Consider the following 23,178-nt stretch of genomic DNA (forward strand, 5'->3'; position numbering starts at 1 on the left):
GATTTTTCCACCTAATTCCCGTATAATAGCGAAAATTTTTAATCGTTTTTTTGTTATGAATATTGTCCGAGTTGCATTAGCCGTACCGCTTCCCCGATTTTTTGATTATCTCTCTTCACCTGACTTGGCGCCAATCGTTGGTGGACGAGTGTTGGTGCCTTTTGGTTCGCAAAAACGAGTCGGTATCGTGGTGGATTTGCCAGCTTCTTCGGATGTCGCAAAAGAGAAGTTAAAACCGATTATTGATGTACTTGATAATGAATCACTCTTTAATTCGACAACTTGGGATTGGTTAGCTTGGTCCGCTAATTATTATCGTGCAGCATTAGGCGATGTGTTGTTTCAAGCCTTGCCAGTCAAACTTCGTAATGGAGAAAGTGCGGTTAAAAATGACCGCACTTTTTGGCGTATTACGGACCTTGGAAAACAAGCGTTAGAATTGGGTGCATTAAAACGCGCTAAAAAACAAATTGAAGCCTTAAATTTGTTGCTAACGCAAGATCTAGAAAAAGGTAACAATGAAATCAGTTCCGCAATTTGGTCAGCCCTTAAAGGCAAAGATTATGTGGAAGAGATTATTGTGTCTACTGAACAAAAAAGTTGGCAGCAAGCTCTAGGGGATAATCCTTTAGTTAATCTTGATAACCGATTGACCTTAAACAAGCAACAAGCCCTTGCATTTAGCCAGTTGCTTTTCCAAGAAGGCTTTAATGTGTGGTTGTTAGAGGGCGTAACTGGTTCGGGCAAAACCGAAATCTATCTGCAATACATTGAAGAGGTGTTAAAGAAAGGCAAGCAGGTTTTAGTGCTTGTTCCTGAAATTGGGCTTACCCCTCAGACAGTGAGACGGTTCCAAGCACGTTTTAATGTGGAAATTGATGTATTGCATTCCAACTTGAACGATACGCAACGCTTAAATGTCTGGGAGCGTGCAAGAACGGGGCAAAGTGCAATCGTGATCGGTACGAGATCGGCACTTTTTACCCAATTTTCAGATCTCGGCTTAATTATTTTAGATGAAGAACATGACGGCTCGTTTAAACAGCAAGATGGTTGGCGTTATCATGCAAGAGATTTAGGCGTTGTTTTAGCGCAAAAGCTCAATATCCCTATCTTATTAGGTTCTGCCACACCAAGTTTGGAAAGTGTGAATAACGTACAAAATGGTAAATATCATCATTTGGTCTTATCAAAAAGAGCCGGAAATGCGACCGCACTTCGCCAGTTTGTGATTGATTTAAAACATCAACGAATTCAAAACGGCTTATCTGAACCACTATTGCAACGAATGCAAGAACACTTAGAAAAAGGCAACCAAGTATTGTTATTCCTTAATCGACGTGGATTTGCGCCTGTGTTGTTATGTCATGAATGTGGCTGGATTGATGAATGTCATCATTGCGAAAAACCTTATACTTATCACCAACATCAGCGCGTTTTACGCTGCCATCATTGTGGTGCGCAAAAAACAGTGCCGATGCAATGTGGCCATTGTGGTTCAACGCATTTAGTCACAACGGGTTTAGGCACAGAACAGTTAGAAGAAACCCTAAAAGCACGTTTTCCTCAATATAATATTGCTCGCATCGATCGTGATAGCACGGCGAGAAAAGGCAAGCTTGAAGGTTATTTAGAGGATATTCAGCAAGGTAAAAGCCAGATTTTAATTGGTACCCAAATGTTAGCCAAAGGACACCATTTCCCGAATGTCACCTTGGTTGCGTTAGTGAATGTGGATAATGCCTTGTTTTCCCTTGATTTTAGAGCCGAAGAACGTTTGGCGCAGCTTTATGTACAAGTGGCTGGTCGCTCAGGCAGAGCGGAGAAACAGGGTGAAGTGGTTTTGCAGACGCACTATCCGGATCATCCGTTATTAACCACCTTGCTTGAAAAGGGTTACCAAGCTTTTGCAGAAGAAACCTTGAAGTTGCGGCATAATATGGGCTTGCCTCCATTTAGTTTCCAAGCCTTGTTTAAAGCTCAATGTCGTCATTCTGAAGAGGCGGAAAATGCATTGTCGCAATTGGCGTCTTTCTTCTATGAACAAAAAATTGAAGGTTTGCAAGTGTTGGGGCCAATTCCTGCACCGTTCAGCAAAAAAGCGGGACAGTATCGTTGGCAGTTACTATTACAACACGCCTCTCGAAAACAATTACAGGCTGCATTGAGTCGATATTCACCAGAGTTGATAAAGTCTTCGCAAGTGCGGTTGATTTTAGACGTGGATCCATTGGATTTGAGTTAGCAAAAATTCCCTAGAAAAATGCACAGTTTTTCAGTAGAATTAAGCGTTTTTTATACTCTAAGTTTAATTTATCGAATATTTTAGGATTTTATCGTGGCTCATCGAGATTTTGCCGGTCGAAGCGGCTCAAAAAATAATAAAAAGAAAGCAAAGAAAGGTTTTAATCGCAATACCTTAATTGTTCTTGCGTTGGTGGCGGTATTAGGTTTTGGTTTAGGGCTTTACTTCTTAAAAAGTAAAACGCCTGAACCTGTAGTGACGACAAATGTTCAGCCGGAAAAACCGCAACCGAAAAGTGTGTTACCAAATCGCCCAGAAGAGGTGTGGTACTATATTAAAGAATTAGAAACTCGTACGGTGCCGGTGGATAATAATCCTTCTTCAGTTGAAAAAAATATGCGTTTGACGGAAGAACAGCGTCAAGTGCTTATTCAAATGGAAAAAGAGCAAAAGGCAGCAGAAGAAGCGAAAAAATTAGAAGCTCAACGTAAAGAGCAAGAAGCAGCGAATGCAGAAAAAGCCGCGGCTCAAGCACAGCAAACTCAACCAGCACAGACAGCTCAAACTCAGCCAGCTCAGCAAACAGCAAACCCAGAAGCGAAAAAGCCTGAGCCAGTTAAAAAAACAGAGCCAGTTAAAAAGCCTGAACCTCCGAAAAAAGTAGAAGTGGTGAAAGCTGAACCCGCAAAAACGGAACCTGCTAAAACTGAGCAACCGAAAAAAGTAGAACCGAAACCCGCTGAACAACAAGTACAGGCTGGCGGCAAAAAATTCGGTTTACAATGTGGAGCATTTAAAAATCGTGCACAAGCAGAAAGCTTACAAGGTCGTCTAGCGATGGCTGGCGTAAATGCACAAATTGCGACAAGTGAAGAATGGAACCGCGTACGAGTGGGACCATTTGGTAGTCGAGATGCCGCAACAGCAGCACAAGATAAAGCAAAATCAGTGGCGAGTTGCGTAGTGATTGGAATGTAATTCAGAATTTAAAAGTGCGGTTAAAAATAACCGCACTTTTTTTATATTTTCACTTGCCAAAAAACGAAAAATCAATAAAATGAACGTTTATTCATTTTTGATATTCATCTTAAATGACCTTTCTCATATATAACCCTAAGAATTTAATTTTTTATTATGCGACAAGTAAAAGCCTCTAAAACGAAGCTTGATGTCAGCGAGCAGATCTTTGATGCAACAGATCGTCTTATGGCAAAAGAAGGATTACATCATCTTTCTATGCATAAGTTAGCCAAGGAAGCAGGCATCGCAGCTGGCACGATTTATCTTTATTTTAAGAGTAAAGACGAGTTATTAGCACAATTTGCTCGTCGAGTGTTCAATAAGTTTGTTATGGCGATTGAAGAAGGTTTTGATGAAAATCAACCTTTTTTCGAACAATACAGAAAAATGTGGTGGAATATTTGGCATTTTCTTCAAGAAAAACCAACGGTTTTGTCAAATATGAACCAGTATAAATCTTTGCTGGAGTTTATTGAAACCTGCAAAGAAATGGAGCATTCGTGCTGGGATCAGTTTTGTCTCAATGGACAAGCAGCAAATGTGTTAGCTAATTTAGAACCTCGAATTTTATTTTTGCTGAGTCTAGATACTGCAATAGTTTTAGCCTCAGATAACAAATTTCTCGGTATAGCGGTTACCGATGTTGTGTTAGAATCTGTCATTGAACGCTCTTGGCGTGCAATTCAGAAATAGTCATTTTATTGTCTTAATGGAGTTTTCCAAATGAGTATAACTCAAACTGATAAACCAAAGCGTTCACACGTTTTCTTTTTGAAATTAGCGTTAGGCGTATTTGTGTTAATTTTTGCAGCAATGATTTTCCTTAATCAAATGAAGGCAAAAGGCATTGCTGATTTCTTAGCAAATAAACCAGAAACAGCCTCTCCTGTGACTGCAATGACAGTTAAGGCTTCAGAATGGACGCCAATCATTGAAACGACAGGTCTTGTTCGTCCGAATCAAGGGGCAATGTTAAGCGCTCAAAGTGCAGGAACGGTGTCTAAAGTGCTCGTGCAAAATGGCCAAAGCGTGAAAAAGGGTGATTTGTTAGTTGAGTTAGATAGTTCCGTTGAGCGTGCAAGCTTACAAGCGGCTCAAGCTCAAGTGGTGTCATTACGTCAAACTTATCAACGTTATGCAAACCTTGCAGGCAGCGGTGCCGTTTCTCGTCAAGAATTAGATAACGCAAAATCAGCTTATGAAGCACAAGCGGCAAATATTGAGTCATTAAAAGCAACCATTGAGCGTCGCCAAATCGTCGCGCCATTTGATGGTAAAGCTGGTATCGTGAAAGTGAATGTTGGTCAGTATGTTTCAAACGGTACTGAAATTGTGCGTGTGGAAGATCGTTCTTCAATGAAAGTCGATTTTGCGATTGCTCAAAACCTATTAGATAAATTGCATATTGGTCAAAAAGTAACAGCTACGGCAGATGCGCGTAAAGGTGAAACATTTGCTGCTAAGGTGACTGCAATTGAGCCAGCAATTAATTCTTCAACGGGTTTAGTTGATGTTCAAGCAACATTTGAGCCAGAAGATGGTGCAAAATTATTATCCGGTATGTTTACTCGATTAAATGTCGCGTTACCAACTGAACATAACCAAATCGTCGTGCCGCAAGTAGCGGTGAGCTACAACATGTATGGCGAATCGCTTTATATTTTGACCGCACTTTCCGATGAAGATATTGAGAAATTAGGCGGCGCAGAAAAAGCAGCAAATATGTACCGTGCAAAATCAATCACTGTATTTACGAAAGATCGTCAAGGTATTTATGCACAATTAAAAGGCGATGAAGTCAAAGTTGGCGATAAAATTGTGACCGGTGGTCAGCAAAACTTAAGTAACGGCTCATTAGTGTCTGTTGCAGATAAAGCGGGCGTGGGTACAGAACAACCTGCAAATAAAACGAATCTTTAATTAGGAAAAGCGAATGAGATTTACCGATATATTTATTCGTCGCCCTGTTTTGGCGGTTTCGATTAGCTTGTTAATCATTATTTTAGGTTTACAAGCGATCTCGAAATTGGCTGTGCGCGAATATCCGAAAATGACTACGACGGTGATTACGGTGACCACTGCATATCCAGGGGCGGATGCGAACTTAATTCAAGCGTTTGTTACTTCCAAAATTGAAGAGGCGGTAGCGCAAGCAGATAATGTGGACTATATGTCTTCAAGCTCTAGCCCAAGTACGTCAACTGTCACCGTAAAAATGAAATTAAATACGGATCCGAATGCGGCCTTGGCAGATGTTTTAGCTAAAGTTAACTCAGTTCGTTCTGAATTACCAAGTGGTATTGAAGATCCAACGATTTCTTCATCAACCGGTGGTTCGGGGATTATGTATATTAGTTTCCGTTCTAACAAACTTGATGCAAGCCAAGTGACTGACTATATTCAACGCGTAGTGAAACCACAATTCTTTACCGTAGAAGGTGTGGCGAGTGTACAGATCTTTGGTGCTTCGGAGTACGCACTTCGTGTTTGGTTAGACCCAGAAAAAATGGCGGCTCAAAACCTTTCGGCAACACAGGTGATGTCAGCATTATCGGCGAATAACGTTCAAACAGCAGCAGGTAATGATAATGGCTATTTTGTGACCTATAAAAACAAAGTAGAAACTACGACAAAATCGGTTGAAGAATTAAGCAACTTAATTGTGACGTCTAATGGTGATAAGTTAGTACGTTTACGCGATATCGCTGATATTGAGTTAAATAAATCAAGCGATAGCTCACGTGCGGTAGCCAATGGCGCAGATTCTGTTGTATTAGCGATTAACCCAACCTCGTCAGCAAACCCATTAACAGTAGCTGCGAAAGTACGTCCGCTATATGACAGTATTAAAAATAATCTACCGGATGCTATTGAATCTGACATCTTATATGACCGTACAATTGCGATTAATAACTCAATTAATGAAGTAATCAAAACGATTGTTGAGGCAACGATAATCGTGTTGGTGGTGATTACCATGTTTATTGGTTCATTCCGCTCGATTTTAATCCCGGTTATCACTATTCCGATTTCATTAATTGGGGTAATTATGTTGCTTCAATCATTTGATTTCTCCATTAACTTGATGACTTTGCTCGCATTGATTCTAGCCATCGGTTTGGTGGTGGATGATGCGATTGTGGTATTGGAAAACGTAGACCGCCACATTAAGTTAGGTGAAACGCCATTCCGTGCGGCGATTATAGGTACGCGTGAAATTGCCGTTCCGGTTATTTCCATGACCATTGCCTTGATTGCGGTATATTCACCAATGGCGTTAATGGGCGGTATTACGGGGACGTTGTTTAAAGAGTTTGCTTTAACCCTTGCTGGAGCAGTATTTATTTCTGGTATCGTAGCATTAACGCTTTCACCAATGATGACCAGTAAATTGCTAAAATCCAATGAGGCTCCAAGTAAATTGGAACAACGAGTAGAGCATACCCTTAGTAAAGTGAATGCAGCTTATGCGTATGTACTTGATTTGGTGATGGTAAACCGTAAATGTATGTTGATGTTTGCGGCAATCATTTTTGCAACCTTACCCGTGTTGTTTAAATCCCTTTCGAGTGAATTAACACCTACAGAAGACAAGGGCGCATTTATAGCGGTCGGTTCTGCACCTTCTAACGTAAACATAGATTACGTGCAAAATGCGATGACACCTTATCAAGAGATTTTAACCAATACGCCAGAAGTACAGTTTGCGATGACGATTTCAGGGGTACCAAGCTCTAACCAATCTTTAAACGTTGTGACTTTAAAAGATTGGAAAGAACGCTCAAAAAGCCAAACAGCTATCATGAATGAGTTAAATGAAAAAGCGAAATCTATTCCTGAAGTGTCTGTACAAGGCTTTGCGTTCCCAGAAATTGATACAGGGGAGCAAGGTCCTCCAATTGGTTTTGTGATTAGTACGTCACAAGACTATGGCGATTTAGCAAATGTGGCGGGTAAATTCTTAGAGGATATGCAGAAATCCAGTAAGTTCGTTTATACCAACCTCGATCTTAAATTTGATACTGCTCAAATGCGTATTAAGATCGACCGTGAAAAAGCGGGGACTTACGGTATTACGATGCAACAAATCAGCCGTACGTTAGGGAGTTTCTTATCTGCCGCAACCATTGAACGTGTGGATATTGACGGCCGTGCTTATAAAATCATTTCCCAAGTAAAACGTGACAATCGTTTATCACCGGAAAGTTTTAATAAGTATTACGTCACTGCGGCAAATGGTACCTCTGTGCCATTAAGCAGCTTGGTGACGGCTACATTGGAACCGCAACCAAGTACATTGCCTCGTTTCAGTCAGTTAAACTCTGCGGTGATTAGTGCTGTACCGATGCCTGGGACTTCAATTGGTGATGCAATCCAATGGTTGCAAGACAATGCGAAAAATACGTTACCACAGGGTTATAACTATGACTTTAAAGGTGAAGCGCGTCAGTTAGTACAAGAAGGTAATGCACTTGCTGTAACGTTCTTACTTGCGGTAGTAATTATTTTCTTAGTGTTGGCGATTCAGTTTGAATCAATTCGCGATCCAATCGTGATTATGATTTCTGTTCCGTTAGCTGTGAGTGGTGCATTGTTGGCCTTAAATGCTTTCGGATTTATTGGTATTGCAGGGACAACGCTAAATATCTACTCACAGGTTGGTTTGATTACCTTAGTTGGTCTTATCACAAAACACGGTATTTTAATGTGTGAAGTAGCGAAAGAAGAGCAGTTAAATCATGGTAAAACGCGTGTTGAAGCGATTACCGAAGCGGCTAAAGTACGTTTACGTCCAATTCTGATGACAACCGCAGCGATGATTGCAGGTCTTGTACCGTTGCTTTATGCAACAGGTGCAGGTGCGGTATCTCGTTTCAGTATTGGTATCGTTATCGTGGCAGGTTTGGCAATCGGTACATTGTTTACCTTGTTCGTGTTGCCAGTGATTTATTCTTACATTGCAAGCGAACACAAACCGTTACCAGTGTTTGATGAAAATGTAAAACCAATTGAAGGTCACATTAACGAACAACATTAATTGAAAATACTATAAAAACAAACCGCACTTTGATTTTTCAAGTGCGGTTTTCTTTGAGAGATTAAAAAAGCGAACATCATGTTCGCTTTTTATTTGTAAAGTGCGGTCAATTTTTTGACTATTTTATTTAGCCATTTTTATTTTTTGCCGCTTTATAAAGTTCCATCGCTTCTGGTAATAAGCGTTGTAAGTTTTCTTGACGGGATTCATCACTCGGGTGAGTAGAAGCTAACACATCAAGTGCACCTTTAGAACCACCAGAGGCTTTAGCCATTTTTTGCCATAAGCCAGGCGCGACTTGTGGATTATAACCCGAGCGAGCCATTAACATGAGACCCACCTCATCGGCTTCAGTTTCAGCACTACGAGAGTACGGTTTATCTAAAGCAAAGTCTTTCGTGAGTGTCACTAAATCAGTCACATCGGCTCCAACCACAACAGACAGTGCTGTTCCACCAATAGCGCCTGCAATGGCACTCATGGTGCCGAAGTTGGCTTTGGCTTTACCATGTTCTTTTAAGGCGTGTGCCATTTCATGTCCCATTACAACGGCAATTTCATTGTCGTTTAGTTGTAAGGTATCTACTAAACCTGTGTAGAAAGCCATTTTCCCGCCTGGCATTGCCCAAGCATTGAGCTCTTTAGATTTAATGACATTGATTTGCCAATTAAACTTTAAGCCAGTTTCATTCGCTTGGTTTGCATAAGGCACCATTTTGTTAAAGACGTGATGAATACGTCTTGCGGTATTTGATGTGGTATCAATCGCACCTTGTGAGCGAATTTTCCCCATTTCTTGTGTATAGCTGCTTGCTGCTTCTTGATTGATTGAGGCAGAATCCGCACAAGACGTGATAACCGCCCCTGCTAATACAGCAAAAGCAAAACTTTTGAGTTGTTTTTTCATAAATTATCCTTTTGTTGAGATGGCTGATTATATGAATTTATTGCGTTTTGTCGATACAAAAAGATTGTCTTTTAAATTTGTACTACTATAATAGTGCAAATTTTTATTTTAGGACTTAACGATGACAATAAAAAAATCTCCTTCTTTATTAGGCGGCGCCATGATTATTGCGGGTACCGCAATTGGTGCCGGTATGCTTGCTAACCCAACCTCGACGGCGGGTGTATGGTTTATCGGCTCTATTCTGGTTTTGGTTTACACCTGGTTTTGTATGACCACATCAGGTTTGATGATCTTAGAAGCCAACTTACATTATCCTACCGGCTCAAGCTTTGACACCATCGTGAAAGATTTGTTAGGAAAAGGTTGGAATATTATCAATGGTCTTTCCGTTGCTTTCGTACTGTATATTTTAACCTATGCCTATATCACCTCTGGCGGCGGTATTACACAAAACTTGCTCAATCAAGCCTTGGGTTCCGCTGAAAGTGCGGTCGATATTGGACGTACTTCTGGTTCCTTGATTTTCTGTTTTATTCTTGCAGCTTTCGTCTGGCTTTCTACTAAAGCAGTGGATCGTTTCACAACCATTTTGATCGTTGGAATGGTGGTGGCTTTCTTCCTTTCTACTGCAGGTTTATTGAGCTCTGTAAAAACAGAGGTGTTATTCAATACCATTGCGGAAGGTGAACAAAGCTATTTGCCTTATTTATTGACCGCACTTCCAGTTTGCTTAGTGTCTTTTGGTTTCCACGGAAATGTACCGAGTCTCGTCAAATATTACGATCGTGATGGTCGTCGCGTGATGAAATCGATCTTTATTGGTACAGGTTTAGCCTTAGTGATTTACATTTTATGGCAGCTTGCGGTGCAAGGTAATTTACCGCGTACCGAGTTTGCTCCGGTGATTGCAAAAGGTGGCGATGTATCAGCATTATTAGAAGCGTTACACAAATACATTGAAGTAGAATACATTGCCGTTGTGTTGAATTTCTTTGCTTATATGGCTATTGCGACTTCATTCTTAGGAGTGACTTTAGGGTTATTCGACTACATTGCCGATTTATTTAAATTTGATGACAGCTTGTTAGGCAGAACCAAAACTACATTGGTGACGTTCTTACCGCCGTTATTATTAAGTTTACAATTCCCTTATGGCTTCGTGATTGCCATTGGTTATGCGGGATTAGCTGCAACCATTTGGGCAGCAATCGTACCAGCACTGCTTGCCAGAGCAAGTCGTCAAAAATTCCCAAATGCAACTTATAAAGTCTATGGTGGTAATTTTATGATTGGCTTTGTGATCTTATTCGGTGTGTTAAATATTGTGGCACAAGTAGGCGCAAACTTAGGATGGTTTGCAAGTTTCGCAGGATAAGTTTTCACGTTAATATGTAGGGGCGTATCAAATACGCCCTTTTTAATTTTGCATAGGAAACAAAATGAATAACAAAACGAGTGTTTACGATAAAGAAAACTTCTTTGCGCTTTATCAAAAACTTCGATCTAATCCCATCAGTCTCAATGAAATAGTGGAAAAGCCAACGATGCTTTCCCTATTACCTGATTTACAAGGGAAAAAATTACTCGATCTAGGTTGTGGAACAGGTGGACATTTGCAACTCTATTTAGAACGCGATGCGGCGAGTGTAGTGGGAACAGATCTTTCAGTTAAAATGCTCGAGCAAGCCGAAAAAGATCTACAAAAGTGCAGTCAATTTTCAGGGCGTTTTTCGTTATATCAGTTACCGATGGAAAAATTAACAGAATTGCCAGAACGTGATTTTGATGTCATTACCAGCTCTTTTGCTTTTCATTATATTGAGGATTTTCCCGCTTTATTAGCGATGATAGCCAATAAGCTTAAGCCTAACGGCACATTAGTTTTTTCCCAAGAGCATCCGATTACGACTAGCCATAAAGAAGGGGAACGCTGGGAAAAAAATGAGCAAAAACAGCAAGTCGCTTATCGTTTAAATCATTACCGTGATGAAGGATTGAGAGAGCGAAATTGGTTTCGACAACCTTTCAAAACGTATCACCGCACGACAGCAACAATTATTAATGATTTAATTGCCGCAGGTTTTCAAATTGAACAAATGGCTGAACCAATGTTAGCCGAGCAGCCACAATGGCATGATGAATTTAAAGATTTGCGGCATCGTCCCCCTTTATTGTTTATTAAAGCAAGAAAAGTGATGAATTTAACAAAATAAACTGGTTTTTGACCGCACTTTATGGTATAAATCGCACCGCTGTTTTTGGGTTTCAAAAGCAGCGTTTTTAATTATTAACAACACACACATATCATTAAGGCTTAATCGGGGTGCCAAACGGTCGATTAGCTGATATGTGGAGGCTCAACCCCAACAAAAGGAAAATATTATGGCACAAGTTTCAATGCGCGACATGATCAACGCGGGCGTACACTTCGGACACCAAACTCGTTACTGGAACCCACAAATGAAACCTTTCATTTTTGGTGCTCGTAACGGTGTTCATATCATCAACTTAGAAAAAACTTTACCTTTATTCAACGAAGCTTTAGCGGAATTAACCCGTATTGCTAGCAACAACGGTAAAGTATTATTCGTTGGTACTAAACGCGCGGCTCAAGAAGCAGTACAAGCTGCAGCATTAGACTGTCAACAATATTACGTAAACCACCGTTGGTTAGGTGGTATGTTGACTAACTGGAAAACCGTTCGTCAATCAATTAAACGTTTAAAAGATTTAGAAACTCAATCTCAAGACGGTACTTTTGACAAATTAACCAAAAAAGAAGCGTTAATGCGTACCCGTGAGATGGAAAAACTTGAATTAAGCCTTGGCGGTATCAAAGATATGGGCGGCTTACCAGATGCGTTATTCGTTATCGGTGCAGACCACGAACATATCGCTGTTAAAGAAGCAAACAACCTAGGTATTCCTGTATTTGCTATCGTTGATACTAACTCAACTCCAGCTGGCGTAGATTTCGTTATCCCTGGTAACGATGATGCGACTCGTGCTATCCAACTTTACGTTTCTGCAGCTGCAGCAGCGGTTAAAGAAGGTCGTGGTAACGAAGCTCAAGTTGCTGAAGAATTAGCAGCTGACGCAGAATAATTTAAGTTTTGCAATAAGGCGAAGCCCTTAATAATCGAACGATTAATTGGCATAGGGGCTAAAATTTAGCCCCTATATTTTTATCTAAAAGTGCGGTCAAAATAAATCGCATTTTCGACAGAGGATTTTTAAAATGGCTGAAATCACAGCATCATTAGTAAAAGAACTTCGTGAACGTACCGGTGCCGGTATGATGGAATGTAAAAAAGCATTAGTTGAAGCAAACGGTGATATCGAGTTAGCAATCGACAACATGCGTAAATCTGGTCAAGCTAAAGCAGCTAAAAAAGCAGGCCGTGTTGCAGCTGAAGGTGTTATCCTTGCTCGTGTAGAAAATGGTTTCGGTGTATTAGTTGAAATGAACTGTGAAACTGACTTCGTAGCAAAAGATGCTGGCTTCTTAGGTTTAGCAAACGAAGTAGCTGATTTCGCAGCAGCACACAAAGGTACCACTATCGAAGCGTTACAAGCACAATTTGAAGAAAAACGTGCTGCATTAGTGGCTAAAATCGGTGAGAACATGAACATCCGTCGTGTTGCTTACTTAGATGGTCAAGTTATTGCTCAATACTTACACGGTGCGAAAATCGGTGTGTTAGTTGCGGGTGAAGGTTCAGCTGATGAACTTAAAAAAGTGGCAATGCACGTAGCAGCATCTAAACCAGAATTCGTGAACCCAGAAGATGTACCTGCAGAAGTAGTTGAACACGAGCGTCAAATCCAAATTGATATCGCAGTTAACTCTGGCAAACCAAAAGAAATCGCAGAGAAAATGGTTGAAGGTCGTATGAAGAAATTCACTGGTGAAGTTTCATTAACAGGTCAACCATTCGTCATGGATCCTTCTGTATCTGTAGGTGACTTCTTAAAATCAGTAAACACTTCAGTGTCTAACTTCATCCGTTTAGAAGTGGGTGAAGGTATCGAGAAAAAAGAAGAAGATTTCGCAGCTGAAGTTGCAAAAATCACTGGCGGTAACGCTTAATTTTCTCCATTGAGATATAAAAAAGCCGATATTCAATATCGGCTTTTTTGTTGTCTTAAATTTGAGATATTTCTCTATTTATTCGGACGAATATCAATGGCAGGGTCTGCATCTTTACGATATTTTTCTTCAATCATTTTTTTCAGTCCATAGTCATCTGTGTCAGCTTGTTCAGAGAATAAATCTTCCTCTAATGTGAGCTTAGGATTTTTAATCCCTATCCAATTAGCGATGCCTTCTAAGAAATTCAAACCAGATTTAAAGGCTTTGTATTCTTTACGTGCCGTATCATCAGATGAAATCTTAAAGAGCGGAATATTATGATGTAATTGGCTGTGACAGTTTTGATTAAACAAGGTTACACCATGTTTATCATCTTCCTGATGACATAAACCATGATCTGAAAAATAAATCATGGAGAAAGTGCGGTGTGTTTTTTGCTCGTTTTCTTTGAGCGTTTCATACACTTTCTTAATAAAATCATCGGTTTTCTTAATGGATGTAATATAGCAATTTAAGTATTCGTTCTTTTTCTCGATTTCATTGTCGCTGAAAATTTTTGGATAATCTTCAACACGATCGCAAGCAAGAGGATGTGAACCATAAATGTGTAACACAATAAAGCGTTTACCTTGTGTTGGATCTTCTAAAACTTGGGCAAATTTAGGGATTAAATCAAAATCGCTGTAGTTTGTCGAATTAAAACTCCCGCCTTTTTTCAAGAAAATGGTTTCATCAGATTTGGATGCAAGCGAAGCAACTGGCGTGTCATATTCACCTAAGAAGCCTTGGTTTGATAACCAATAGGTTTTTACGCCCGCGGACTTAATCAGATCCACTAAGCTTAAATCATAGTTTGGTTCCCATTTTTCTTTGTCTGGTAAAGTTAACATTAAGCGCAATGAGGCGACAGTGTTGGTTCCGGCAGATGTCATTCCATCAATAAGTGTGCCATTTGCTGATGACATAAATGGCGTGTCATTAACAGGATAGCCATAAGCATGTAAGTAGTCTTTTCGCGCACTTTCACCCAAAATAATCACATAATCTTGGTATTTCGAATTTTCTAATGTGGATTGTCCCCAGTTGCTTTCTTGTGACATTTTTTTCAATTTTTGCCATTCATCAACGATTTTAACAGTGGAATCAATGGTTTCTTTTAATGGTGCAGCAATTGGTAAGTTATAACCAATTAACAAGGTAGCCAAAGCGATAAATGTTTTATTGCGATAAAATTTCACGCCAAATTTGACCGCACTTTTGTAATGTAAAAAGACTAATAGTGGAATAGCCAATGCGGCTAAATAGCTACTTACTGGAATTTGTAGCAGAAATTCTTTGGTTTCCAACATATCTGTCGCAAGAACCGAAGCGATATATTGGTAACTTGGTGCGCCAAAATTTAAACCTGTTGGTGTATAAAATGCATGTAAGCAAACTAATGGCAACAAAATTAAATAGAAGGATTTTCGGCTGCTACTTAACAAAATAATGAAAATAGCCGTGAGTAAAATCAGACTAATAGATGGCTCAGGAAACATCCCTGAACCTCGTAAAATCAAATAACCAGCAGCAATGGCACAAGCCAAAGAAAAAAGTGCGGTTAAAATTTGTGAGGTTTTTGAAATCTTCATAAAGTTTACCTATAAAATCAAAACAGCGATATTTTATCGCACTTTTCTGACCAATTTCCATTTTTAACTTTTTCGCTCTTTTGCTAGAATAAGCCAAATTTTGTAACCGACAAAGGAAAAGACAAATGAGCCAACCAATTTACAAACGTATTTTATTGAAATTAAGTGGTGAAGCATTACAAGGGGATGAGGGATTCGGTATCGATCCTTCGATTCTTGATCGTATGGCGTTAGAGATTAAAGAATTAATTGAAATGGGTGTGGAAGTTGGTGTTGTGCTCGGCGGTGGTAACTTATTCCGTGGCGCAAAATTAGCTAAAGCGGGGATGAATCGCGTAGTGGGCGATCATATGGGGATGCTTGCAACCGTGATGAATGGTTTGGCGATGCGTGATGCGCTTCACCGTGCAGATGTGAATGCGAAGTTAATGTCTGCATTCCAATTAAATGGTATTTGCGATACTTATAACTGGTCTGAAGCGATTAAAATGTTGCGTGAAAAACGTGTCGTAATTTTCTCTGCAGGTACGGGGAGCCCGTTCTTTACCACAGATTCGGCGGCATGCTTACGTGGTATCGAAATTGAAGCGGATATCGTGTTAAAAGCGACCAAAGTTGATGGCGTGTATGATTGCGACCCAGCAAAAAATCCTAACGCGAAGCTATACCATAAATTATCTTATGCAGAAGTGATTGATAAAGAATTACAAGTAATGGATTTAGCTGCATTCACACTTGCGCGTGACCACGGTATGCCAATTCGTGTATTTAATATGTGTAAACCAGGTGCGTTACGCAAAGTTGTACTCGGTACAGAAGAAGGCACAACGATTAGTTAATTTTTTAAAGAATAAAATGGCGAGAGACTATCTCGCCTTTTTTATGAATAAATTTATTCAAAACTCCCTAAAAATCCAGTAAAATCACTGTGTTTTATCTTTATTTATTTAAAAGGACAGATGAATGATTAATGAAATTAAACAAGATGCTGAAGCTCGTATGGAAAAAAGCCTCGAAGCGTTGCGTGGACATATTGCAAAAATCCGTACAGGTCGTGCTCAACCTAGCTTATTAGACGCTATCCAAGTGGAATACTATGGTGCAGCGACGCCACTTCGTCAATTGGCTAACGTTGTTGCAGAAGATGCGCGTACTTTAGCGGTAACAGTATTTGACCGTTCTTTAATCAGTGCAGTAGAAAAAGCAATTTTAACGTCTGATTTAGGTTTAAACCCATCTTCAGCAGGTACAACAATTCGCGTGCCTCTTCCTCCATTAACTGAAGAACGTCGTCGCGATTTAATCAAAATCGTAAAAAGCGAAGGTGAACAAGGTAAAGTCGCGATTCGTAACGTACGTCGTGATGCAAATGATAAAATCAAAGCATTATTAAAAGACAAAGAAATCAGCGAAAACGATCAACACAAAGCGGAAGAAATCATTCAAAAAGTGACTGATAGCTATATCAAAAAAGTGGATGAGATCTTAGCTGATAAAGAAAAAGAATTAATGGATTTCTAATTGTCGAACCATGTTTTGGGGCAGACCAAGTGTCTGCCCTTGTTCTATTCTGATGAAGAAATAAAAGCACAAAGTGCGGTCGAAATTTTATGCAAAAACAAAATCTTGTTATTTTAGGATCAACAGGTTCTATTGGTCATAGCACCCTTTCAGTTATCGAACATAACTCCGACAAATACCATGCCTTTGCGTTAGTGGGAGGCAAAAATGTTGAGACAATGTTTGAACAATGCGTGAAATTTCAACCGCACTTTGCCGCACTAGATGACGAAAATGCGGCAAAGGTATTGCGAGAAAAATTAGCTTCACACCACATTAAAACGGAAGTCTTAGCAGGACAAAAAGCCATTTGTGAGCTAGCAGCACATCCTGATGCGGATCAAGTGATGGCAGCAATTGTGGGGGCAGCTGGATTACTACCGACCCTTTCAGCAGTGAAAGCGAGTAAGAAAGTCTTACTTGCTAACAAAGAATCTTTAGTGACTTGTGGTCAAATTTTTATTGATGCAGTAAAACAATTCAAAGCAAAATTATTGCCTGTTGATAGTGAGCATAACGCGATTTTTCAATCTTTACCGCCTGAAGCGCAAGAAAAAGTTGGGTTCTGTCCTTTGAAAGAATTGGGCGTCAGTAAAATTGTCTTAACTGGTTCTGGTGGGCCTTTCCGTTATACGCCATTAAATGAGTTTGAACATATTACTCCCGCACAAGCCGTCGCCCACCCAAACTGGTCAATGGGTAAAAAAATCTCCGTGGATTCTGCCACGATGATGAATAAAGGTTTAGAGTACATTGAAGCCCGCTGGCTCTTCAATGCATCGGCTGATGAAATGGAAGTGATCATTCATCCTCAATCTATTATTCATTCAATGGTGCGCTATGTAGATGGCTCGGTCATTGCTCAAATGGGCAATCCGGATATGCGCACGCCAATTGCGGAAACCATGGCTTATCCAAATCGTACTGTTAGTGGTGTGAAACCATTAGATTTCTTTAAAATCAAAGAATTGACGTTTATCGAACCTGATTTTAATCGTTATCCAAATTTAAAATTAGCGATCGATGCTTTTGCAGAAGGGCAGTATGCGACAACCGCTATGAATGCAGCAAATGAAATTGCAGTACAAGCCTTTTTAGATGGCTATATTAAATTTATGGATATTGCGAAAATTAACCAAGCAGCGGTTGAGAAAATGCAATCTTCTATAATTTCAAGCATTGATAATGTATTAGCCGTAGATAAGCAAGCACGTGAATTAGCAGCTTTGCTGATTAAAAAGTTAATGTAGAATACACCAAAGTGCGGTCACAAAATTCGAATATTTTAGAATGAAAGAACTTGATAACAATAATATTCCCGAACACGTTGCCATCATAATGGATGGTAATGGGCGCTGGGCGAAACAACAAAATAAGCTGCGTATTTTTGGCCATACAAATGGGGTGGCGGCTGTTCGCCGTGCGGTGAGCTATGCACGACAAACTGGCATCAAATTTTTGACGTTATATGCGTTTAGCAGCGAAAACTGGAATCGCCCCGAGCAAGAAGTGAGCGCTTTAATGACGCTCTTTATGCAAGCGCTTGATCGAGAAGTCAAAAAATTACATAAAAATAATATTCGTTTAAAGATTATCGGTGATGTTTCTCGTTTTAGTGAAAAATTGCAAGAGAAGATCGTAAAAGCAGAAAATTTAACGGGAAATAATACCGCACTGACTTTAAATATTGCGGCGAATTACGGTGGTTGTTGGGATATTGTTCAAGCGACCCAACAATTAGCTGAAAAAGTAAAAAATAATGAGATTTCGGTGAGTGATATTAATGAATCACTTTTCCAGCAACATTTAGTCACACAAGATGAGCCGCCGGTCGATTTGTTAATTCGGACGAGCGGTGAGCAACGCATTAGTAATTTCTTACTTTGGCAAATTGCGTATGCGGAATTGTGTTTTTTAGATGTGCTTTGGCCGGATTTTAGTGAAAAAGATTTTAATCAGGCAATTGCCTGCTATCAACAACGTCATCGCCGTTTTGGCGGGACAGAATAAGCGGAGAACTTATGCTTAAAGAACGTGTATTATCAGCCATTGTGTTGATTGCTTTGGTGTTATGTGCCTTGTTCTTATTTACCCCATTTTATTTTGCCCTAGCCTTGGGCTTTGTGGCGACACTTGGTATTTGGGAGTGGGCTCAATTTGCTCGTTTTAAAAATCCTTTGGCGCGCCTTTGTATCGCGGCATTTTTAGGCGCATTTATCTTCCTCTGGCTTTATAACGAAGGTAATTATTTAGATGCAGGTCGAGTATTTGAAAACTACTTGCCGCTTTTATTGCTAAATTCAGTCGGTTGGTGGGCGCTTGCATTAGTATTAGTGGTGACTTATCCAAGCTCAGCGAAGTTTTGGGGGAAAAATATTCCTTTACAACTCCTGTTTGCTTTTTCTACGTTGATTCCTTTTGTGGCAGCAGTCTTACGTTTACGCTTAGATAATTATGCTGCTGATCCTTATCATGGTTTATTCTTATTGCTTTATGTGTTTGTATTGGTATGGGCAGCGGACTCAGGTGCCTATTTTGCGGGGAGAGCCTTTGGTAAGCACAAGCTTGCGCCGAAAGTCTCACCGGGAAAAACATGGCAAGGGGTATTTGGAGGCATGATCACCGCGGCGGTATTGGCATTTGTATTTATTCATTTCTCAGGTGAAACCTTATTAGGTAGCCGTGCAATGAGTGGTTTTGTTGTGCTTTCTGTGGCAACAGTGGCTATTTCTGTATTAGGTGACTTAGCAGAAAGTATGTTTAAACGTGAATCAGGCATTAAAGACAGTAGTCAATTAATTCCAGGCCATGGCGGTATTTTAGATCGTATTGATAGCTTAACAGCCGCAGTACCATTCTTCACATACTTCTATTTCTTTGTGTTATAGGATAGAACATGTCGTTTTTGTGGTCGCTTGGCTCATTTATTGTTGCAATTGCTGTGTTGGTTGCCGTACACGAATACGGCCACTTTTGGGCAGCAAGAAAGTGCGGTATTAAAGTTCATCGTTTTTCGATTGGCTTTGGTAAAGTGATTTGGCGACGCACAGATAAATTGGGCACTGAATTTGCTATTTCAGCCATTCCGCTTGGTGGTTATGTCAAAATGCTTGACGGGCGAAATGAAGAAGTTCCAGCAGAATTAAAATCGCAAGCATTTGAAAGTAAATCTGTTGCTCAACGCGCTTTTGTCATTGCAGCAGGCCCTTTGGCCAATTTTATTTTTGCGATTTTGGCATATTGGGTTATTTATTCTGTTGGGATTCCGAGTGTTAAACCGGTCATTGAAAACATCACGTCAAATTCACCGGCTGCAATAGCTCAAATTGAACCGAATACCCAGATTTTGGCAATTGATGGAAAGAATACCCCTGATTGGGAAACCATTAATTTATTGCTCACTGATAAGTTAGGTTCTAATTCTGTTGAGCTCACATTAACGCCTTTTGGTGAAGACCGACCTTATCAACGAACCATTAATCTGCAAAATTGGACATTTGAGCCAGATAAAGAAACAGCATTTGAAACATTAGGGATCAATCCAGTTTCAAGTAAAGTGGAGATGACTTTATCAAAAGTGGTGGAGAACTCACCAGCTGAAAAAGCGGGCTTATTGATTGGCGATAAAATTTTAGCGGAAAATTCGACCGCACTTGATTGGAAAGCTTTTGTCGCACAGGTACAACAAGGTCAACCTTTTACAATCAAGGTTGAACGAAATCAGGAAATTTTTGACAAAACCTTGCAACCGGAGAAGAATCAAGAGGGTAAATGGTTTGTGGGGTTAAGTCCGACGTTCTTAAAAGTTGGCGAACAGTATCGAACTGAATTAAAATATGGTATTCTTGATGCGCTACAAAAAGGTGTGGAAAAGACAGGCCAGATTGCTTGGTTTATTGTGAAGGCAATCGGGAAATTGCTTAGTGGTGAACTTTCATTTTCCAGTTTAGCTGGGCCAATTTCAATTGCCCAAGGGGCAGGCGCATCTTCTAACGCTGGCGTGATTTATTTCTTAAGTTTTCTCGCGTTAATTAGTGTTAATTTAGGCATAATGAATTTATTTCCGTTGCCAGTTTTAGATGGTGGACATCTCGTGTTTTTGGCGGCGGAAGCTATCAAAGGAAAACCTGTTTCAGAACGGGTACAAAATTTAAGTTATCGTATAGGGCTAATAATCTTGTTAATTGAAACAATTTTTGTGCTTTTTAATGATTTCTTACGTTTATAACTATTATTTTTTATAGGATAAAGTCGATGAAAAAACTTCTAATCGCAAGTTTATTATTCGGTACTACAACGAGTGTATTTGCGGCACCATTTGTAGCAAAAGACATTCGTGTTGACGGTGCTCAAGGAGACTTAGAACAACAAATTCTGGCGAGCCTTCCTGTTCGTAGCGGTCAGCGTGTAACGGATAAAGACGTAGCCAATATTGTACGTTCATTATTTGTAAGTGGACAGTTTGATGATGTCAAAGCTTTCCAAGATGGTGATGCGTTAGTTGTGAGCGTTATCGCGAAACCAATCATTTCTGAAGTGAATATTAAAGGCAACTCAGCCGTTCCGACGGAAGCACTGAAACAAAATCTTGATGCAAATGGATTAAAGAGTGGTGAGGTGCTAAATCGTGCGAAGTTAGAAGGGTTTGCTCAAAGCTTAAGAGATCATTATAAGAGCGTAGGTCGCTATAATGCGAAAGTTGAGCCTATCGTGACGACTTTACCCAATAATCGAGCGGAAATTACCCTTCAAATTGATGAAGATGATACTGCAAAACTCCGTTCAGTGACTTTTAATGGAAACGAAGCTATTTCGAGCAGTAAGTTACAAGAACAAATGGAGCTTCAACCAGATTCTTGGTGGAAGCTTTGGGGTAATAAGTTTGATGGTTCTCAGTTTGAGAAAGATATCCAGACTATCCAAGATTATTATCAAAATAATGGTTATGCAAAAGCAAAAGTGACTAAAACAGATGTTCAATTAAATGAAGATCATACAAAAGCGGATGTGACCATTGATGTAAGTGAAGGTGAAAAATACAATTTAAGTTCAGCTCGTATTGTTGGTAACCTAGGTGGTATGGCGAATGAGTTACAACCATTATTGCGCGAGCTTCACTTGAACGAAATATTCAGACGTTCAGATGTGCAATACGTAGAAAGCTTAATTAAAGATAAATTAGGCGAGCGAGGTTATGGTAGCGCAACAGTTAATTCTGTACCAACTTTTGATGATGCGAATAAAACACTGGCGTTAACATTTGTTGTGGATGCGGGTCGTCGTCTATCTGTACGTCAAGTTCGTTTTGAAGGTAATACGGTTTCTGCTGATAGTACATTACGTCAAGAAATGCGTCAGCAAGAAGGGACTTGGTATAACTCACAATTAGTTGAGTTAGGTAAAGTGCGTTTAGATAGAACAGGTTTCTTTGAAAGCGTAGAAAACCGCATTGAACCAATCCAAGGTTCTAATGATGAAGTAGATGTAGTATATAAGGTTAGAGAACGTAATACCGGTAGCATTAACTTTGGTATCGGTTATGGTACAGAAAGTGGGCTTAGCTATCAAGCAAGCGTAAAACAAGATAACTTCTTGGGAACAGGTGCAGCGGTAAGTTTAGCTGGTACACGTAATGACTATGGTACAAGTGTAAACTTAGGTTATACAGAACCATACTTTACTAAAGATGGCGTAAGTTTAGGTGGAAACGTATTCTATGAAACTTACGACAACTCGAAAAATGATACTTCATCAACCTATAAGCGTACGACTTATGGCGGTAATGTAACATTAGGATTCCCAGTCAATGAGAATAACTCGTATTATGTGGGATTAGGTTATACTTACAATAAAATTAGCAACTTCGCGTATGAGTACAACCGTGATTTATACATGAAGTCAATGAATTTGACTGGAAACTCAATCAAAACTAATGATTTTGATTTCTCATTTGGTTGGAACTATAACAGCCTAAACCGTGGCTATTTCCCAACTAAAGGGGTAAAAGCAAATCTAGGTGGTCGTGTCACCATTCCAGGATCTGATAATAAATATTATAAATTAAGCGCTGAGCTTCAAGGTTTCTACCCATTAGATCGTGATCATCGTTGGGTATTATCTGGAAAAGCAACCGCTTCTTATGCAAATGGCTTAGGTGGTAAACGTGTACCGTTCTATCAACTTTATACGGCTGGTGGTATCGGTTCATTACGTGGCTTTGCTTACGGTGCGGTAGGTCCTAATGCGATTTATCAAGACAAATATGGCCAATGGTATCAAAGTACTGATGTCGTTGGTGGTAACGCGATGGCTACAGCAAGTGTTGAACTTATTGTTCCAACCCCATTTGTTGGAGATAAAAGCCAAAATAGCGTAAGAACCTCACTTTTCGTTGATGCAGCGAGCGTTTGGAATACAAAATGGAAATCAGATAAAGAAGGCTTAAAATCATCTCCGATTTATGCAACATTATCTGATTACAGTAAAGCAGGTCGAGTCCGTGCTTCAACTGGTGTTGCTTTCCAATGGCAATCACCAATTGGACCATTGGTATTCTCTTATGCGAAACCAATCAAAAAATATGAAAATGATGATGTAGAACAATTCCAATTCAGTATTGGTGGTTCTTTCTAATAAATTGAACTTTTACGTTCTATTTAAGTCAAAATCTTCGTTCTGTGT

18 protein-coding genes are annotated in these 23,178 nt (G+C 39.8%); 16 read left to right on the forward strand and 2 right to left on the reverse strand.

The features are described 5' to 3' along the window. Window positions 1-55 precede the first annotated feature (55 nt). From priA to A9500_RS05245, 5 genes are all read left to right on the forward strand, one after another. On the forward strand, window positions 56-2,245 hold the full coding sequence (priA, locus tag A9500_RS05225; protein ID WP_049375039.1) for a primosomal protein N': 2,190 nt from the start codon (window positions 56-58) through the stop codon (window positions 2,243-2,245). Between the two features lie 93 nt (window positions 2,246-2,338). Further along, window positions 2,339-3,223 (forward strand): cell division protein FtsN, encoded by an 885-nt coding sequence (ftsN, locus tag A9500_RS05230; RefSeq protein ID WP_065244151.1) that lies wholly within the window; start codon window positions 2,339-2,341, stop codon window positions 3,221-3,223. Window positions 3,224-3,379: 156 nt separating this feature from the next. Continuing rightward, window positions 3,380-3,958, forward strand: a complete 579-nt coding sequence (locus tag A9500_RS05235; protein ID WP_065244152.1) for a TetR/AcrR family transcriptional regulator — start codon at window positions 3,380-3,382, stop codon at window positions 3,956-3,958. Between the two features lie 30 nt (window positions 3,959-3,988). Next, window positions 3,989-5,185, forward strand: coding sequence for an efflux RND transporter periplasmic adaptor subunit (locus tag A9500_RS05240; protein ID WP_065244153.1), 1,197 nt, complete (start codon window positions 3,989-3,991; stop codon window positions 5,183-5,185). Window positions 5,186-5,198: 13 nt separating this feature from the next. Further along, window positions 5,199-8,303 (forward strand): efflux RND transporter permease subunit, encoded by a 3,105-nt coding sequence (locus A9500_RS05245; RefSeq protein ID WP_065244154.1) that lies wholly within the window; start codon window positions 5,199-5,201, stop codon window positions 8,301-8,303. A gap of 127 nt (window positions 8,304-8,430) precedes the next feature. Here the strand turns inward: A9500_RS05245 and A9500_RS05250 are convergent, their stop codons facing one another. Further along, on the reverse strand, window positions 8,431-9,210 hold the full coding sequence (locus A9500_RS05250) for a M48 family metallopeptidase (protein WP_005699798.1): 780 nt from the start codon (window positions 9,208-9,210) through the stop codon (window positions 8,431-8,433). Window positions 9,211-9,331: 121 nt separating this feature from the next. Between A9500_RS05250 and mtr the strand changes: the two genes are divergently transcribed. From mtr to tsf, 4 genes are all read left to right on the forward strand, one after another. Next, window positions 9,332-10,588: a tryptophan permease gene (gene mtr, locus A9500_RS05255; RefSeq protein ID WP_065244155.1), complete on the forward strand. Its 1,257-nt coding sequence runs from the start codon at window positions 9,332-9,334 to the stop codon at window positions 10,586-10,588. A 64-nt stretch (window positions 10,589-10,652) separates the two neighbouring features. Next, entirely contained in the window at window positions 10,653-11,426 is a 774-nt protein-coding gene (locus tag A9500_RS05260) for a class I SAM-dependent methyltransferase (protein ID WP_065244156.1), read from the forward strand. Between the two features lie 169 nt (window positions 11,427-11,595). After that, window positions 11,596-12,318 carry a 30S ribosomal protein S2 gene (rpsB, locus tag A9500_RS05265; protein ID WP_005698638.1) on the forward strand — a complete coding sequence of 241 codons (723 nt, stop codon included), beginning with the start codon at window positions 11,596-11,598 and terminating at the stop codon, window positions 12,316-12,318. Window positions 12,319-12,451: 133 nt separating this feature from the next. Continuing rightward, window positions 12,452-13,303, forward strand: a complete 852-nt coding sequence (gene tsf, locus A9500_RS05270) for a translation elongation factor Ts (protein ID WP_049365655.1) — start codon at window positions 12,452-12,454, stop codon at window positions 13,301-13,303. Between the two features lie 74 nt (window positions 13,304-13,377). Here the strand turns inward: tsf and A9500_RS05275 are convergent, their stop codons facing one another. Then, window positions 13,378-14,937, reverse strand: coding sequence for a phosphoethanolamine transferase (locus tag A9500_RS05275; protein WP_065244157.1), 1,560 nt, complete (start codon window positions 14,935-14,937; stop codon window positions 13,378-13,380). 125 nt (window positions 14,938-15,062) lie between these two features. Here A9500_RS05275 and pyrH point away from each other — a divergent pair, with 125 nt between their 5' ends. From pyrH to bamA, 7 genes are all read left to right on the forward strand, one after another. Then, the gene (gene pyrH / locus A9500_RS05280) at window positions 15,063-15,776 is read left to right on the forward strand and encodes a UMP kinase (protein WP_005698626.1); all 714 of its coding nucleotides are present in this window, start codon (window positions 15,063-15,065) and stop codon (window positions 15,774-15,776) included. A gap of 124 nt (window positions 15,777-15,900) precedes the next feature. Then, window positions 15,901-16,458, forward strand: a complete 558-nt coding sequence (frr, locus tag A9500_RS05285) for a ribosome recycling factor (RefSeq protein WP_005696784.1) — start codon at window positions 15,901-15,903, stop codon at window positions 16,456-16,458. A gap of 89 nt (window positions 16,459-16,547) precedes the next feature. Then, complete coding sequence (gene ispC, locus A9500_RS05290) at window positions 16,548-17,747, forward strand: 1-deoxy-D-xylulose-5-phosphate reductoisomerase (protein ID WP_065244158.1); 1,200 nt, start codon at window positions 16,548-16,550, stop codon at window positions 17,745-17,747. A 40-nt stretch (window positions 17,748-17,787) separates the two neighbouring features. Continuing rightward, a complete protein-coding gene (gene uppS / locus A9500_RS05295) occupies window positions 17,788-18,507 on the forward strand; it encodes a polyprenyl diphosphate synthase (protein WP_065244159.1) in 720 nt (239 codons plus the stop codon). Between the two features lie 11 nt (window positions 18,508-18,518). Continuing rightward, on the forward strand, window positions 18,519-19,385 hold the full coding sequence (locus A9500_RS05300) for a phosphatidate cytidylyltransferase (RefSeq protein ID WP_065244160.1): 867 nt from the start codon (window positions 18,519-18,521) through the stop codon (window positions 19,383-19,385). An 8-nt stretch (window positions 19,386-19,393) separates the two neighbouring features. Beyond that, a complete protein-coding gene (gene rseP, locus A9500_RS05305) occupies window positions 19,394-20,725 on the forward strand; it encodes a sigma E protease regulator RseP (RefSeq protein ID WP_065244161.1) in 1,332 nt (443 codons plus the stop codon). Window positions 20,726-20,751: 26 nt separating this feature from the next. Continuing rightward, window positions 20,752-23,130 carry an outer membrane protein assembly factor BamA gene (gene bamA, locus A9500_RS05310; protein WP_065244162.1) on the forward strand — a complete coding sequence of 793 codons (2,379 nt, stop codon included), beginning with the start codon at window positions 20,752-20,754 and terminating at the stop codon, window positions 23,128-23,130. Window positions 23,131-23,178 lie beyond the last annotated feature (48 nt).

Source organism: Haemophilus sp. CCUG 60358, from assembly GCF_001679485.1.
Classification (GTDB): domain Bacteria; phylum Pseudomonadota; class Gammaproteobacteria; order Enterobacterales; family Pasteurellaceae; genus Haemophilus_D.

Bases quoted from the DNA above. Each gene is read 5' to 3' on its own strand.
- priA (WP_049375039.1), top strand. From the start codon at position 56: ATGAATATTGTCCGAGTTGCATTAGCCGTACCGCTTCCCCGATTTTTT.
- A9500_RS05235 (WP_065244152.1), top strand. From the start codon at position 3,380: ATGCGACAAGTAAAAGCCTCTAAAACGAAGCTTGATGTCAGCGAGCAG.
- A9500_RS05240 (WP_065244153.1), top strand. From the start codon at position 3,989: ATGAGTATAACTCAAACTGATAAACCAAAGCGTTCACACGTTTTCTTT.
- A9500_RS05245 (WP_065244154.1), top strand. From the start codon at position 5,199: ATGAGATTTACCGATATATTTATTCGTCGCCCTGTTTTGGCGGTTTCG.
- A9500_RS05250 (WP_005699798.1), bottom strand. From the start codon at position 9,210: ATGAAAAAACAACTCAAAAGTTTTGCTTTTGCTGTATTAGCAGGGGCG.
- mtr (WP_065244155.1), top strand. From the start codon at position 9,332: ATGACAATAAAAAAATCTCCTTCTTTATTAGGCGGCGCCATGATTATT.
- A9500_RS05260 (WP_065244156.1), top strand. From the start codon at position 10,653: ATGAATAACAAAACGAGTGTTTACGATAAAGAAAACTTCTTTGCGCTT.
- rpsB (WP_005698638.1), top strand. From the start codon at position 11,596: ATGGCACAAGTTTCAATGCGCGACATGATCAACGCGGGCGTACACTTC.
- tsf (WP_049365655.1), top strand. From the start codon at position 12,452: ATGGCTGAAATCACAGCATCATTAGTAAAAGAACTTCGTGAACGTACC.
- A9500_RS05275 (WP_065244157.1), bottom strand. From the start codon at position 14,937: ATGAAGATTTCAAAAACCTCACAAATTTTAACCGCACTTTTTTCTTTG.
- pyrH (WP_005698626.1), top strand. From the start codon at position 15,063: ATGAGCCAACCAATTTACAAACGTATTTTATTGAAATTAAGTGGTGAA.
- frr (WP_005696784.1), top strand. From the start codon at position 15,901: ATGATTAATGAAATTAAACAAGATGCTGAAGCTCGTATGGAAAAAAGC.
- ispC (WP_065244158.1), top strand. From the start codon at position 16,548: ATGCAAAAACAAAATCTTGTTATTTTAGGATCAACAGGTTCTATTGGT.
- uppS (WP_065244159.1), top strand. From the start codon at position 17,788: ATGAAAGAACTTGATAACAATAATATTCCCGAACACGTTGCCATCATA.
- A9500_RS05300 (WP_065244160.1), top strand. From the start codon at position 18,519: ATGCTTAAAGAACGTGTATTATCAGCCATTGTGTTGATTGCTTTGGTG.
- rseP (WP_065244161.1), top strand. From the start codon at position 19,394: ATGTCGTTTTTGTGGTCGCTTGGCTCATTTATTGTTGCAATTGCTGTG.
- bamA (WP_065244162.1), top strand. From the start codon at position 20,752: ATGAAAAAACTTCTAATCGCAAGTTTATTATTCGGTACTACAACGAGT.